Annotated in this window: 14 protein-coding genes; 5 read left to right on the forward strand and 9 right to left on the reverse strand. The window is 71.5% G+C overall.

The features are described from left to right. Positions 1–26: 26 nt before the first annotated feature. Positions 27–536, forward strand: a complete 510-nt coding sequence (locus tag EJ357_RS19730; RefSeq protein ID WP_126392928.1) for a DUF2165 domain-containing protein — start codon at positions 27–29, stop codon at positions 534–536. 6 nt (positions 537–542) lie between these two features. Here the strand turns inward: EJ357_RS19730 and EJ357_RS19735 are convergent, their stop codons facing one another. From EJ357_RS19735 to EJ357_RS19755, 5 genes are all read right to left on the reverse strand, one after another. Next, on the reverse strand, positions 543–1,727 hold the full coding sequence (locus EJ357_RS19735; RefSeq protein ID WP_126392929.1) for a DUF418 domain-containing protein: 1,185 nt from the start codon (positions 1,725–1,727) through the stop codon (positions 543–545). Between the two features lie 91 nt (positions 1,728–1,818). Continuing rightward, positions 1,819–2,370, reverse strand: coding sequence for a hypothetical protein (locus tag EJ357_RS19740; protein ID WP_126392930.1), 552 nt, complete (start codon positions 2,368–2,370; stop codon positions 1,819–1,821). A gap of 107 nt (positions 2,371–2,477) precedes the next feature. Further along, positions 2,478–5,075 carry a bifunctional FO biosynthesis protein CofGH gene (locus tag EJ357_RS19745; protein ID WP_126392931.1) on the reverse strand — a complete coding sequence of 866 codons (2,598 nt, stop codon included), beginning with the start codon at positions 5,073–5,075 and terminating at the stop codon, positions 2,478–2,480. 166 nt (positions 5,076–5,241) lie between these two features. Next, complete coding sequence (locus EJ357_RS19750) at positions 5,242–6,090, reverse strand: LLM class F420-dependent oxidoreductase (protein ID WP_126392932.1); 849 nt, start codon at positions 6,088–6,090, stop codon at positions 5,242–5,244. Between the two features lie 55 nt (positions 6,091–6,145). Next, positions 6,146–6,661 carry a hypothetical protein gene (locus EJ357_RS19755; protein WP_126392933.1) on the reverse strand — a complete coding sequence of 172 codons (516 nt, stop codon included), beginning with the start codon at positions 6,659–6,661 and terminating at the stop codon, positions 6,146–6,148. Positions 6,662–6,740: 79 nt separating this feature from the next. Between EJ357_RS19755 and EJ357_RS19760 the strand changes: the two genes are divergently transcribed. Then, positions 6,741–8,255 (forward strand): CehA/McbA family metallohydrolase, encoded by a 1,515-nt coding sequence (locus tag EJ357_RS19760; protein ID WP_126392934.1) that lies wholly within the window; start codon positions 6,741–6,743, stop codon positions 8,253–8,255. 146 nt (positions 8,256–8,401) lie between these two features. Here EJ357_RS19760 and EJ357_RS19770 read toward each other — a convergent pair whose 3' ends face one another. Then, positions 8,402–9,229: an endonuclease/exonuclease/phosphatase family protein gene (locus EJ357_RS19770; protein ID WP_126392935.1), complete on the reverse strand. Its 828-nt coding sequence runs from the start codon at positions 9,227–9,229 to the stop codon at positions 8,402–8,404. Positions 9,230–9,350: 121 nt separating this feature from the next. On the opposite strand from EJ357_RS19770, the gene EJ357_RS19775 reads away from it, so the two are divergent. Beyond that, entirely contained in the window at positions 9,351–9,746 is a 396-nt protein-coding gene (locus tag EJ357_RS19775; RefSeq protein ID WP_126392936.1) for a nitroreductase/quinone reductase family protein, read from the forward strand. Between the two features lie 15 nt (positions 9,747–9,761). Here EJ357_RS19775 and EJ357_RS49400 read toward each other — a convergent pair whose 3' ends face one another. Further along, complete coding sequence (locus EJ357_RS49400; protein ID WP_228473100.1) at positions 9,762–9,911, reverse strand: alpha/beta fold hydrolase; 150 nt, start codon at positions 9,909–9,911, stop codon at positions 9,762–9,764. 136 nt (positions 9,912–10,047) lie between these two features. On the opposite strand from EJ357_RS49400, the gene EJ357_RS48345 reads away from it, so the two are divergent. Further along, positions 10,048–10,278 carry a hypothetical protein gene (locus EJ357_RS48345; RefSeq protein ID WP_175647446.1) on the forward strand — a complete coding sequence of 77 codons (231 nt, stop codon included), beginning with the start codon at positions 10,048–10,050 and terminating at the stop codon, positions 10,276–10,278. Beyond that, positions 10,275–10,574: a type II toxin-antitoxin system PemK/MazF family toxin gene (locus EJ357_RS19785; RefSeq protein WP_175647447.1), complete on the forward strand. Its 300-nt coding sequence runs from the start codon at positions 10,275–10,277 to the stop codon at positions 10,572–10,574. Before EJ357_RS48345 ends, EJ357_RS19785 begins: the two co-directional genes overlap by 4 nt. A gap of 20 nt (positions 10,575–10,594) precedes the next feature. Here the strand turns inward: EJ357_RS19785 and EJ357_RS19790 are convergent, their stop codons facing one another. Together EJ357_RS19790 and EJ357_RS19795 are read right to left on the reverse strand one after the other, a co-directional pair. Then, positions 10,595–12,058 (reverse strand): aldehyde dehydrogenase family protein, encoded by a 1,464-nt coding sequence (locus EJ357_RS19790; RefSeq protein ID WP_126392939.1) that lies wholly within the window; start codon positions 12,056–12,058, stop codon positions 10,595–10,597. Next, complete coding sequence (locus EJ357_RS19795) at positions 12,055–13,785, reverse strand: N-acyl-D-amino-acid deacylase family protein (RefSeq protein WP_126392940.1); 1,731 nt, start codon at positions 13,783–13,785, stop codon at positions 12,055–12,057. The genes EJ357_RS19790 and EJ357_RS19795 overlap by 4 nt, the downstream gene beginning before the upstream one ends. Positions 13,786–13,816 lie beyond the last annotated feature (31 nt).

Consider the following 13,816-nt stretch of genomic DNA (forward strand, 5'->3'; position numbering starts at 1 on the left):
CGGCCCGCACAGGGAAGATGACCATCATGCCTACGACACCCCCACGCACCGCCCTCCGCCTCGCCGCCACCCTCCTCACGGCGACCGCCGCCCTCTACATCACCCTCGTCGCCTTCGGGAACATCACCGATTTCGGGACGAACCAGCAGTTCGTGCGGCACGTCCTGGCGATGGACACCACGTTCAAGGACGAGGACCTGATGTGGAGAGCCATCACCAGCAAGGGACTTCAGGACGCGGCGTACGTCGCCATCATCGTCTGGGAGACCGTCGCCGCCCTCGTGCTCATATACGGCACCTGGCTCTGGTTCCGCCGGGACGACTCGCGTGCCCGCCGCTTCTCCACCTACGGCCTGCTGATGCTGATGCTGCTGTTCGGCGCCGGGTTCATCGCGATCGGCGGGGAGTGGTTCTCGATGTGGCAGTCCGGGGACTGGAACGGGCTCGACGCGGCGACCCGGGTGTTCCTGTTCAGCGGGATCGTGCTGATCGTCAACCACCTGCCCTTCGGGCAGGGACGACAGGCCGACGCCTGACCGGTGTCAGTGGCGCAGGGCCCATTTCTGGACCGACTCCAGGGGCCCTGCCGAGAACCGCCGCAGCCACAGCGTGGAGCCCACCATCAGCACCGCGCAGACCGTGACCCAGAGGCCCACGACCCACCACGGGCCCGTGTCGTCCAGCCGCTGCGCGAGGCCCAGCCCGATGCCGTACGAGATCAGCACGCACAGCACGTTCTGGAGAACGTAGCCGGACAGGGCGGTCCGGCCGACGGAGGTCAGGCCCGTCATCAGCGGGCCCGGCCGCCGTACCCGGTCCACCACGGCACCGATCAGCCCGATGTACCCGAGGGCCAGCAGCGGGGCGGTGCCGTAGCGGGCCAGCAGGAACAGGTCCGGACCGGCCAGTACCGCCGCCACGTTGAGCGGCAGCCCGAGGCCGATCCCCCACGCCAGCAGACGGGCGCGCAGCCGCCGCCCGGTCTCGTCCGCGCCGAACGCCCCCGCGCGGAACAGCCGGACGCCCAGCAGGAACAGGAAGACCAGCAGGAAGAAGGTCAGCACCGGCTCCATGCGCAGGGCGATCGCGTTCTCCAGGCGGAAGGCGATCTGGTCGGGGTAGCCGCCGTGCGCGTACAGGTCGACGACGTCCTGGGAGACGGTGCCGCCGCCGTCGTCGTCCGAGAGGGCCAGGCCCGCCGTCAGCAGGCCGATCACCGTCAGATGCGCCCCCGCCGCCCACCACATCACCCGCCGCTGCGCCCGCTCGGAGCGGGTCAGCAGCCAGGCGACGAGCAGTGCGGTGACCGCGTACCCCATCAGCACGTCCCACGCGAAGACCAGGACGAAGTGCACCGTGCCCTCGCCGAACAGGAACAGCGCCCGCCACCGGTAGCGCCCCGGCCACGGCTGCCCGCGGCGCGCCGCCGAGCCGTACTGGATGGCCAGCCCGACGCCGAACAGGATCGTCAGCAGCGAAAGGAACTTGCCGTTCGCCAGCACGCTGAACGTGCCTTCGACGGCCCCCGCGGCCGACCCGAACGACGGCTCGCCCGAATCCGACTGCAAGGCGCCCCACTCCGCCCCGGGACCGGTGAAGATCCATACGTTCGTCATCAGCGTGCCCAGGATGGCCGCCCCGCGCAGTACGTCGAGGAGGGGAAGCCGTCGTCCGGTGGGCCGCGCGGACTCCGATGTCCGCGAGACCGTGGCGTCCGTGTGCGTCATGCATCCATCGTCACGGCGGCACCGGCGCCGATCGTCATGAGCGAAGCCGAACCTGCCCTACATCGAAGGATGCAGCGGCCTCCTACGACTCCTACTTGACCACGACCACGGTCGTACCCGTCTCCCCGAACGTCCACAACGCCGCCCCGTCGGCCGCCCGCATCCGGACCCCGCCGGTCTGCTTGCCCTCGGCGGGCGGCGGCGAGGAGCCGTCCACGGCGTTGGAGAAGGCTATGGAGATACCGGACTTCGCCGCGAAGTAGACGATGTTCTCGATCTCCACGCCGTCCGAGCCGGTGGTGGCCTCGTTGCGGGACGACACCGTGTAGCTGCCGAGGTCCGGGCTCACCGTGCCCGGCCAGACGGTGAAGGTACGGCGGGCCGCGTCGCTCGCGTCGACCAGCCAGACCCGCTTCTGGCCGAGGGAGTAGACGATCCGCGCCCCCGTACCCGAGCCGTCCGGCACGGCGACGGGCCCGGCGGACTTGGTCGGCGCGGGACTCGCACCCGCCGACGCCGACGCACTCGGCCGGGCCGCCGCGGCCGTCGGATGCGGCCCCTTGTCGGCCTGCACGGCGAGAACGGCGACGGCGGCTGTCGCACCCACCGTCAGACCGGTCACCCAGACCTTGGGAGCAGGCACGGGCACGCATCTCCTCGGCTACGGAAGGCTATGAAACGCTACGGAACGCTACGGCCCCCTCCAGCGGGGGTCGGATCATCGTACCGACCCCCGCGGCACGCTCCTCCTCAGTCCAGCACCGGCAACAGCTCCGGCAGATGCCCGTCCGACGCCGCCGCGGCCCGCTGCCGCTCCTCGGGCACCTCGCCGTACAGCGTCGTACGGGGCCTGGCCGGGCGGCCGGCGGTTTCGGCGACGGTGATCAGGTCGCGTACCGACTTGTAGGAGCCGTACGACGAACCCGCCATCCGCGAGATCGTCTCCTCCATCAGGGTGCCACCCAGGTCGTTGGCGCCGGAGCGGAGCATCTCGGCCGCGCCCTCCGTGCCCAGCTTCACCCAGCTGGTCTGGATGTTGGGGATCCAGGGGTGCAGCAGGAGGCGGGCCATCGCCGTGACCGCGCGGTTGTCGCGGGTCGTCGGGCCGGGGCGGGCGATGCCCGCCAGGTACACCGGCGCGTTGGTGTGGATGAACGGCAGGGTCACGAACTCCGTGAAGCCGCCCGTGCGTTGCTGGATGCCGGCCAGGGTGCGCAGATGGCCGAGCCAGTGGCGGGGCTGGTCGACGTGGCCGTACATCATGGTCGAGGACGACCTGAGGCCGACCTCGTGCGCCGTGGTGATCACCTCGATCCACGTCGCCGTCGGCAGCTTGCCCTTGGTCAGGACCCAGCGGACCTCGTCGTCGAGGATCTCGGCGGCGGTGCCCGGGATGGAGTCCAGGCCCGCCTCCTTCGCCGCCGTCAGCCACTCGCGGATGGACATGCCGGTACGGGTCGCGCCGTTCACGACCTCCATGGGCGAGAACGCGTGGACGTGCATGCCGGGGACGCGGTCCTTCACCGCCTTCGCGATGTCGAAGTACGCCGTCCCGGGCAGGTCCGGGTGGATGCCGCCCTGCATGCAGACCTCCACCGCGCCCACGTCCCAGGCCTGTTGGGCGCGGTCCGCCACCTGGTCCAGGGAGAGCGTGTAGGCGTCGGCGTCCGTGCGGCGTTGCGCGAAGGCGCAGAAGCGGCAGCCCGTGTAGCAGACGTTGGTGAAGTTGATGTTCCGGGTGACGATGTACGTGACGTCGTCGCCGACCGCCGACTTGCGGACGTCGTCCGCCACCGCGCACAGCGCGTCCAGCGCCGGGCCGTCCGCGTGCAGCAGGGCGAGGGCCTCGTCGTCGGTCACCCGGGTCGGGTCGTCGGCCGCGACGCGCAGCGCCTGGCGGACGTCGGTGTCGATGCGCTGCGGCACCATGCCGGGGGCGGCCGCCTCACGCAGGGCACCCCAGTCGCCGTACACCTCGTCGAAGTCGTCGCGGCGGTCGGACGTACGGCCCTCGGTGTCGATGGTGCGGTGCAGGTCGGTGCGGCCGGACGCCTCGAAGGCCTCCTCCGGCTCCTGCCACGGGTGCCCCTCGACGGTCGCGTCCGCCAGGGCCAGGCCCGTCCGCGGGTCGGCGAGCGCGCGCACGTGCGGACGCAGCCGCGGGTCCAGCCAGGGCTCGCCGCGCTGGACGAACTCCGGGTACACGCAGAGACGTTCCCGCAGCTCGAAGCCGACGGCCGCCGACCGCTCGGCCAGTTCCTCGATCTGCGGCCACGGCCGTTCGGGGTTGACGTGGTCGATGGTGAGCGGCGACACCCCGCCCCAGTCGTCGATCCCGGCCCGGATGAGCCGCTCGTACTCGGAGTCGACGAGGTTGGGCGGGGCCTGCAGGCAGGCGGACGGGCCCATGATGAGCCGTGCCACCGCCACCGTGGCGACCAGTTCGTCGAGTTCCGCGTCCGGCATGCCGCGCATCGCGGTGTCGGGCTTTGCGCGGAAGTTCTGGATGATGAGTTCCTGGATGCCGTGGTAGGCCCGGGAGACCCGGCGCAGCGCGAACAGGGAGTCCGCCCGCTCCTCGTACGTCTCACCGATCCCGATCAGGATCCCGGACGTGAAGGGCACGGAGGAACGGCCGGCGTCCTCCAGGACGCGCATGCGTACGGCGGGTTCCTTGTCCGGGGAGCCGTAGTGCGGGCCGCCGGGTTCCGACCAGAGGCGGGTCGCGGTGGTCTCCAGCATCATGCCCATCGACGGGGCGACGGGCTTCAGTCGCTGGAAGTCTGTCCAGGTCATGACGCCCGGGTTGAGGTGGGGCAGCAGGCCCGTCTCCTCCAGGATGCGGATGGAGATGGCGCGGACGTAGGCGATGGTGTCGTCGTAACCGTGCGCGTCGAGCCACTCGCGCGCCTCCGGCCAGCGGTCCTCGGGCTTGTCGCCGAGGGTGATGAGGGCTTCCTTGCAGCCGAGGGCGGCGCCCTTGCGGGCGATGTCGAGGACCTCGTCCGGGGACATGAACATCCCGTGCCCTGCGCGGCGCAGCTTGCCGGGGACGGTGACGAAGGTGCAGTAGTGGCACTTGTCACGGCACAGCCGGGTGAGGGGGATGAAGACACTCTTCGAGTACGTGATGACGCCGGGCCGGCCGGCGGCTTCGAGGCCCGCGTCGCGCACCCGGCCGGCGGAGGCGACGAGGTCGCCGAGTGCCTCGCCGCGGGCCTGCAGCAGGACGGCGGCCTCGGAGACGTCGAGGGCGACGCCGTCCCGGGCGCGTTTGAGGGCGCGACGCATGGAGTTCTCGGTCGGGCCAGGGGTCGAGCCGGTTCCGGAGGTCGCGGAAGTCGTCATCCTTCGAGCATACGGTCGGGCTCCGCCGGTTCAGCGGGGGCCGGGGGGGTCCTGGGGACCCAGGTGCGTTGCCGGGTGCGGGCTCGTTGTGGCTGGTCGCGCCCACGCGGCGGAGCCGCATGTCGATACGGCCCCGCGCCCCCAGGTCGGCTGCTCGCCCGCTCGGCTACAAGTACTCGGCACAGTCGTCCAACACCCGCAGAACCTCGGCCTCCTCTGCCGGAGGCAGTTGCACCACGACCTCCTCGATCCCCAACTCCGCGTAGTGCGCGAGCTTCCCGGGGTTCGGGTACACGGCGTACGGCACGACCTGCAGGGCGTTCGGGTCGCGGCCGGCGTCGGCCCAGACGATGCGCAACCGGGGAAGGGTTTCGGACAATCCTCGGCCGCCGATGGGGAGCCAGCCGTCGGCGTACTCGCTGATGTGCGCGAAGAGCTTCGGCCCGGCGGCTCCGCCGATGAGTGTGCGGGGGCCGACGACCTTGGGCGCGCGCGGCTTCTGTGCGGGTTTGGGGTAGGCGAAACTGGCGCGTACGGCGCCGAACTCGCCCTCGTGGGCGGTGGGTTCGTCGACCCACAGGGCCCGCATCAGGGCCATCCGGTCGCGGACGAGTTCGCGGCGGGCCTGCCAGTTGACGCCGTGGTCGGCGGCCTCCTCGACGTTCCAGCCGAAGCCCAGGCCGAGGGTGAACCGCCCGCCGGACAGGTGGTCCAGGGTCGCGATCTGCTTGGCCAGGTCGATCGGGTCGTGCTGGGCGACCAGCGTGATGCCGGTGCCCAGCCCGAGCCGCTCGGTCACGGCGGCCGCCTGGCCGAGGGCGACGAAGGGGTCGAGGGTGCGGCCGTACTCGGGCGGCAGCTCGCCGCCGGCCGGGTACGGGGTGGTGCGCTCGACGGGGATGTGGGTGTGCTCGGGCAGGTACAGCCCGGCGAACCCGCGCTGCTCCAGCTCACGGGCGAGCCGGATCGGGGTGACGGTCTCGTCGGTGAGGAAGATCGTGACGGAGATGCGCATGCCCCATCTGTACCGGTCCGGGGGTCATATGTCGATACCGACCGGTCGGCACACCTCACTCAGGACGTACGCTCCGCCGACCTCCCCGCCGCGACCCCCAGCCGTGCCGGACGCCGCGCGGCTCGGGGCCGTCGGTGCGGGCGATCTCGGGGGTGTCGAAACTCCGGGTCAGCAGCAGGCTCCACAGGGTGCCCCAGCCGAACAGGACGGTGGCGGCGGCACTGCCGGCCATCGCCAGGAACTCCCCGCCGCCCAGCCCGTCCCCGCCACGGACCACCTCGACGAGGCCCCACCCGCTCAGCACGGTCAGCAGCGCCGACACCTTCCACAAGGGCCGGTACGGACGCCGTCTGCGCTCCACCTCGGCCGCGGACCGGAGCGTCACCCGCAGCCGCGCCGCGCAGTGGTCGCAGCTCACGGCCTCCTCGCTCGGCCGGTCGGCGAGCCGGTCCAGTCCGCTCGCCCGCTCGTTCGCCGAGCTCTTCGTCAGTGTGCGCCCGTCACCGGTGTGCCGTATCACCGCGGTGTGCGTCAGTACGTACGAGAATCTGTCCGAAACCCCACTCGCCACAGTGCCTCCCCCTCGCTCGATGCCCGCTGATTTCCTTCCCTTCCTTACGAGTTCACACCCACGGGGAACGCTCACGGGCATGTGTGATGACGACGCAAGACTCGGAAGACGCGCCCTGTTCGTGACGGGCGCCGCGGCCGCGCTTACGTTGGGAAGCGTGACCTTTGCGAGAGGGGCGGACGACATGCACGACGCCGAGACCCGCACGGTGCGCGGGACTCTGCCGCCCGGATCGCCCGACTTCGTGTACGTGCCGGTCGAAGTCCCCGACGGAGTCCGGGAGATCAAGGTCTCGTACACCTACGACCGTCCGTCGGTCCCGGCCGGCACCCCGGGCAACGCCCTCGACATCGGCATCTTCGACCAGCGCGGCACCGACCTCGGCGGCAGGGGCTTCAGGGGCTGGTCGGGCGGCGCGCGCACGGAGTTCTTCATCCGCGCCGACGAGGCGACCCCGGGCTACCTCCCCGGGCCGATCGACGCGGGCACCTGGCAGATCGCCCTCGGCCCCTACACGGTGGCCCCGCAGGGCCTCGGCTACGAGATCACGATCACGCTGACGTACGGCGAGCAGGCGGAGCCCGTCGAGCCGACGTACCCGCCGGAGCGGGCGAAGGGCCGGGGCCGTGCCTGGTACCGGGGCGACTGCCACCTGCACTCCTGGTACTCCGACGGCCGCCGCACCCCCGCGGAGATCGCGGCCCTGGCCCGCGAGGCCGGTCTGGACTTCATCAACAGCTCCGAGCACAACACGCACTCCGCGCACGCGCACTGGGCCGACGTGGCGGGCGACGACCTGCTCGTGATGCTGGGCGAGGAGATCACGACGCGCAACGGCCACGTGGTGGCGCTGGGCGTCGAGCCGGGCACGTTCATCGACTGGCGCTACCGGGCCCGGGACAACCGCTTCGGCAAGTTCGCCCGGCAGATCCGCAGGGCGGGCGGCCTGGTCGTGCCGGCCCACCCGCACGCCACCTGCGTCGGCTGCAACTGGAAGTTCGGCTTCGGCGAGGCGGACGCGATCGAGGTCTGGAACGGCATCTGGACGCCGGACGACGAGATGGCGCTGGCCGACTGGGACAGCACGCTGGTGGCGTCGGTGCGCGAGAACGGCCGCGGCTGGATCCCGGCGATGGGCAACAGCGACGCCCACCGCAGCCCCGACCCGGTCGGCTACCCCCAGACCGTCGTCCTCGCCGACGACCTCACGCGCGAGGCGATCCAGGAGGGCATCAAGGCGGGCCGCTCGTACATCGCCGAGTCCAAGAACGTCTCCCTCACCTTCACGGCGTCGGGCGGCCGGGGCCGGCAGGCGGGCATCGGCGGACGGCTGGAGGTCGACCGGGACACACCGGTGACGGTCCGTCTGGAGGTCACCGGCGCGCCGCGCTGCACGGTCCGCTTCGTCACCGACCAGGGAGTGCTGTTCACGAGCGCGCCGCTGCCGGTGGGCGGATCGGGGGTCGTGGAGTGGCGTACGACGCCCTCGTACGCGGCGTACGTACGGGCGGAGTTGCGACACGAGGCGGCGGCGGGGCCGCTGCCGGGGACACCGGCGGCGATCACGAACCCGATTTTCCTGGGCCGTTCGTAGGAGCCGGAATCCACTGAACGAGTTCTGCTGGTTCGCAGGACTGGCGCAAGGCCACGAAGATGTCCGTCGACGGCCATCCGATCGGCGGCGTGAGCGACTTGGCGAACCCGGTGTACCCGCCGGGCACGCGTGCGCGACCGCCGCCGTCAGGGCATCGGCCCATCCCCCAGGTCGGCCACGACGGCCGCGTGGTCGGACGGCCAGACGCCGTCGACCGGGCCGGCTCCCGCCCGTCGTACGCCGCGTACATGGCCCAGGCCGCCCGTCCCGGGTGGTCCCACGTGGATGTAGTCGATGCGCACGCTCGGCTCCAGGCCGGTCGCGACGTACGGGTTCTCGCGGTCCCAGGTGGCGGAGGGCGCGTGCGGGTCGGCGTACTGCCAGGCGTCGAAGAAGACCTGGCCGGGGACGACCGGCGCGGTGCGGTGGCCGCCGAAGAGACGGATCTCGTCGGAGTCGGGCCAGGCGTTGAAGTCGCCGGTGACGATCGTCGGGAAGGGCGTGTCCCCGCGGTTCTCCCCGACGAACTCGGCGAGGGCGGTGACCTGGCGGCAGCGTACGGCCGAGCCGTGCAGGGCGGAGGTGAGGTGGGTGGTGAAGAAGGGGATGTCGTAGGAGGGGGTGGACAGGCGGGTGAAGAGGGCGAGGCGGCCGTCGTCGACGTCGGAGGGGGCCGGGAGGCGCAGGGTGCGCTGAGCGGCGACCGGCCAGCGGCTCAGTACCGCGTTTCCGATGTCGACCGTGGGGTCGCCGATCCGGCGGCGCCAGCGCTCGGGGGCGGGCGAGGGGGCCCACGCCCAGTGCATGCCGAGTTCGGTGGCCAGCCACTCGGCCTGGTTCTCGCCGTCGGCGGCCCACACCTCCTGCAGGCCCACGATGTCGGGGCGCAGGTCGCGCAGCTCGGCGAGGATGGCCTTCTGCCGGGCCTCCCAGGGGCCGAAGCGCCACCACAGGTTCCAGGTCACGACCCGCATCGGCAGCCACCCGCTCTCGTCACGCCGCGTCGGGGACCATTGAAGCAACAGTTCGACCGTCGCGCCCTGATCCTCAGAACGAGACAGCGCAAGACAGTACGAGACAGGAGACGCACCCACCATGTCCCGCCTCGCCGACCTCAGGTTCCGCGCCGCCACCACGTTCCAGCGCCACGTCGGCAATCCGGTCCTGCGCCGCCTCCCCCTCCAGACCGTCCTGGAGACCACGGGCCGCGTCTCGGGCCGGCCCCGGCAGACACCGGTGGGCGGACGCCGGGTCGGTGACTCCTTCTGGCTGGTCTCGGAGTTCGGCGAGAAGTCGCAGTACGTCCGCAACATCAAGGCCGATCCGCGGGTGCGGGTGCGCCTGCGGGGGCGCTGGCACAACGGCACGGCCCAACTGCTGCCGGACGACGACCCGGTCGCCCGCCTGCGCGGCCTGCCCCGCCTCAACAGCGCCGGGGTGCGGGCGTTCGGCACGCACCTGCTGACGATCCGGGTGGACCTCACCGACTGACGCGTACGGCGCCGGTCACGCGGCCGGCGCCCGCTCGCACAGCTCCGTCACCAGCCGTACGAGAGCCTCCGGCGCCCGCAGCGTCGGGAAGTGGTCGCAGTCCGGCCGACGGAGCAGCCGGCAGCCGGGGATCCGGGCCGCCATCTCCTCGTTGCAACGGATCACCTCGGGCTGGTCCTTTTCGCCGAGGAGGAGCGTGCAGGGAGGTCGAGTTCGCCGAGCCGGTGAAGGCCCGGCGACCGGGCACACAGCCCAGCTCATTAGCCATACCCCCGGATGTTGAGGCTGATATGATGGGAGCATGACGGTGAACATGACGATGAGCCTGCCCGATGACGTGGCTGCCTTCGTGAAGGCGAAGGGCAACGCATCGGCCTACACGGCTCGCATACTGCGTCGGCAGATGCTCTCCGAGGAACTGGAGAAGTCCGCGCGGGTGCGAGCCGAGGCCGGAATCGTGCCGACGATCGCAGAGCCCGCCGAAAGCGAGGAAGCCACCCTGGAGCGGTGGGGCCGGGTGGCAGGCCGGTGAAGCGGGGGCACGTCTACGAACTGTCCTTCGCCGGAGGTCCCGCGCACGTCCTGGTGATCTCCTCCGATGCGCTCAACACCCAGAACAAGTCCGCGACCTGCGTGTTGATCTACCCACAGCAGGTGCGTGAGGCCACACTTGTGGACATCCCGGTCGATTCACCATCGGCAGGCACCATCGTCCTCGGCGAGTTCCGCACACTGTCCGCTGTCCGCTTCACCGACGACCTGGGCCCCGTCAGCGAGCGGATCATGGAAGCAGTGGAGATCGGCCTCCGCGCCGTGTTCGACCTCTGACCGGGGCGAGCGGACTCCCCTCATCCCGGCCACACGATCGCCTGCACCTCGCTGTACGCGTGCAGCGCGTACGACCCGACGTCCCGCCCGACCCCGCTCTTCTTGAACCCCCCGAACGGCGCCTCCATGTTGCGCCCGACGGTGTTCACCCCCACCCCGCCGGCCCGCAGCCGCCGGGCGACCCGGAAGGCGCGGGCCACGTCGCCGGACCAGACGTAGTCGATCAGTCCGTAATCCGTGTCGTTGGCGAGGGCGATGCCCTCTTCCTCCTCGTCGAAGGGGATGACGGACACCACCGGCCCGAAGATCTCCTCCCGGGCGACCCGCATGTCGTTGGAGCAGTCCGCGAGAAGAGTCGGCGCGACGTAGAAACCCCGCTCGTACGGCGGCCGTTCACCCCCGGCCACCACCACCGCGCCCTCCTTGCGGCCCGCCTCCACGTACGACTCCACCCGGTCCCGGTGCTCCGCGGAGATCACCGGCCCGACGATCGTGGACGCCTCGCGCGGGTCCCCGACGGTCAACCGGCGTGCGTACGCGGCGAGTTGCTCGACCAGCCGGTCGTACACGCCCCGCTGGGCCAGCACCCGGGTGGGCGCGGTACAGATCTGCCCGCTGTAGAAGGAGAAGGTCGTGCCGATCCCGGCCACCGCCGACCCGAGATCGGCGTCGTCGAAGACGAGGGCCGCGCCCTTCCCCCCGAGCTCCATCAACTGGCGTTTCATGTCCCGTCCGCACGCCTCGGCGATGCGCTGCCCGACGGCCGTGGACCCGGTGAAGCTCACCATGTCGACGTCCCGGGAGCCGACGGCCGCCTCCCCCACCTCCACCGCCCGCCCGGAGACCACGTTCACCACACCCGCCGGCGCCCCCGCCGCCTCCAGCGCCTCCGCCATCCGGTAGACGGACAGCGGATCCTGCGGGGCGGGCTTCACGACCACGGTGTTGCCCATGGCAAGCGCGGGCGCGATCTTGCCCGCCGGATTGGCCCAGGGGTTGTTGTACGAGGTGACGCAGGCGACGACCCCGACGGGCTGCCGCACGGCCAGCGCGCCCATCACGCCCGCCTTCCCCATCGGCCCGGCCTCGTTGATCTGCGGCGGGATCGCCCACTCGGCGGGCTCCACGCGCGCGTACCGCCGGAACCGGGCGGCGCCGACGCCCACCTGCATGCCCCGGGCCGTTCCCATGGTCGCGCCGGTCTCGGCCTGGGCCAGTTCGGCGTACGGCGCGAGGTGGCCGTGGATGATGTCCGCCGCCCGCGCCAGCACGGCCGCCCGCTCCTCGGGCGCGGTACGCGACCACGGCCCGAAGGCCTCGCGGGCCGCGGCACAGGCCGCGTGCACCTGATCCCGCGAGGCCTCCGGAGCCCATCCGACGGTCTCCTCGGACGCCGGATCGATCACGGCGTAGTACCCGCCGTCCGGCTCCACCCACGAGCCCCCGACGAACAACCGCTGCCGATCGACCGCCTTGGAGCTCACCGTGTGGCCACCGTCCTGGTGTCCCGCCCCGAACGCAGCACCCGCCCCGGCACGGCCCCGCTCACCACGTCGTCGCGGATCGCCTCGACCCCGTTGACCCACACGGCCCGCACCCCGATCGCCTTGGAGTCCAGCCGCGGACTGTCACCCGGCAGGTCGTGCACCAGGGTGGCCGTACCGGCATCGATCCGCTCCGGATCGAAGAGGACGAGGTCGGCATGGAAGCCCTCCGCCACCCGCCCCCGCTCCCGCAGCCCGAAGAGCCGCGCGGGGTCGTCCGTCAGCATCTTGACGGCCTGCTCCAGGCTGGTGAGCCGGCGCCCGCGCAGACAGTCCCCGATGAACCGCGTCGTGTACGGCGCCCCGCACATCCGGTCCAGATGCGCCCCCGCGTCCGAGCCGCCCAGCATGACGTCCTCGTGCTGCCAGGCCTCGGCACGCAGCGCCCAGGACGCGGGGTCGTTGTCGGTGGGCATGGGCCACAGGACCGTACGCAGATCGTCGGCGGCACAGATCTCCACCAGGCACTGGAAAGGTTCCTGCCCGCGCTCCTCGGCGATGTCCTCCACGACCCGCCCGCTCAGCCCGCGGTTGGCCTCGCTGTAGGTGTCGCCGATGACGTACCGCCCGAAGTTGGTCAGCCGCCGGAAGACACCCGCCTCCTTGGACCCGGCGTGCCGGAGCAGCTCCGCCCGCACGTCCGGATCCCGCAGCCGGGCGATCCGCTCGGGCACGGGCAGCCCCAGGACCGGCCCCCAGCCGGGAATCAGGTTCAGCGCGCAGAAGGTGCCCAGCGACATGTTCATCGGCGTGAGGATCGGCATGGTCAGCGCCACGACCCGCCCGCCCGCCTTGCGCGCCCGCTCACTCGCCAGCAACTGCCGGGGCACCCGCTCCGGAACCGCCGAGTCGATGGTCAGCACGTTCCAGTTGAGCGGCCGCCCGGCAGCGGCGCTCATCTCCACGAACAGCTCGATCTCGGCATCGCTGAACTGATCCAGACACCCGGCGACGATCGCCTCGATCTGCGTCCCCTCGTGCTCCCCGACCGCCCTGGACAGCGCCAGCAGCTCCGCCGGACCGGCGTGCCGCGAGGCGACCGGCTTCCCGTCCCCGTCGGAGTGGGTGGACGACTGGGTGGTGGACAAGCCCCACGCCCCGGCGTCCATCGCGTCGTGCAGGAGGCTGAGCATGGCGGAGAGCTGCTCGCCGGTGGGCTGCCCACCGATCGCGTCCGGCCCCATGACGTACCGCCTGAGCGCACAGTGCCCCACCATGAACCCGGCGTTGACCGCGATGCGCCCTTCAAGAGCGTCCAGATACTCCCCGAACGAACTCCAGCTCCAGGGCGCCCCCTCCTCGAGCGAGACCAGGGACATCCCCTCGACCTTGGACATCATGCGACGCGTGTAGTCGGCGTCCTCGGGCCGGGCGGGATTGAGCGGCGCCAGCGTGAAGCCACAGTTCCCGCCAGCGACGGTCGTCACCCCGTGATTGAGGGACGGGGTCGCGTACGGATCCCAGAAGAGCTGGGCGTCGTAGTGGGTGTGGGGGTCGACGAAGCCGGGGGCGAGGACGAGACCGGAGGCGTCCTCGCTGGTCCGGGATTCCTCGGTGACCGAGCCGATGACGGCGATACGGCCGTCGCGTATCCCCACGTCGGCGGTGTAGGCAGGCGCGCCCGTGCCGTCGACGACGGTCGCGCCTTTGATGAGGTGATCGAGCATGACGTCAACTCCTCAACTCACGTGTGGGATA

The organism is Streptomyces cyaneochromogenes (assembly GCF_003963535.1).
GTDB lineage: Bacteria > Actinomycetota > Actinomycetes > Streptomycetales > Streptomycetaceae > Streptomyces > Streptomyces shaanxiensis.

Bases quoted from the DNA above. Each gene is read 5' to 3' on its own strand.
- EJ357_RS19730 (WP_126392928.1), top strand. From the start codon at position 27: ATGCCTACGACACCCCCACGCACCGCCCTCCGCCTCGCCGCCACCCTC.
- EJ357_RS19735 (WP_126392929.1), bottom strand. From the start codon at position 1,727: ATGACGCACACGGACGCCACGGTCTCGCGGACATCGGAGTCCGCGCGG.
- EJ357_RS19745 (WP_126392931.1), bottom strand. From the start codon at position 5,075: ATGACGACTTCCGCGACCTCCGGAACCGGCTCGACCCCTGGCCCGACC.
- EJ357_RS19750 (WP_126392932.1), bottom strand. From the start codon at position 6,090: ATGCGCATCTCCGTCACGATCTTCCTCACCGACGAGACCGTCACCCCG.
- EJ357_RS19760 (WP_126392934.1), top strand. From the start codon at position 6,741: ATGTGTGATGACGACGCAAGACTCGGAAGACGCGCCCTGTTCGTGACG.
- EJ357_RS19770 (WP_126392935.1), bottom strand. From the start codon at position 9,229: ATGCGGGTCGTGACCTGGAACCTGTGGTGGCGCTTCGGCCCCTGGGAG.
- EJ357_RS19775 (WP_126392936.1), top strand. From the start codon at position 9,351: ATGTCCCGCCTCGCCGACCTCAGGTTCCGCGCCGCCACCACGTTCCAG.
- EJ357_RS48345 (WP_175647446.1), top strand. From the start codon at position 10,048: ATGACGGTGAACATGACGATGAGCCTGCCCGATGACGTGGCTGCCTTC.
- EJ357_RS19795 (WP_126392940.1), bottom strand. From the start codon at position 13,785: ATGCTCGATCACCTCATCAAAGGCGCGACCGTCGTCGACGGCACGGGC.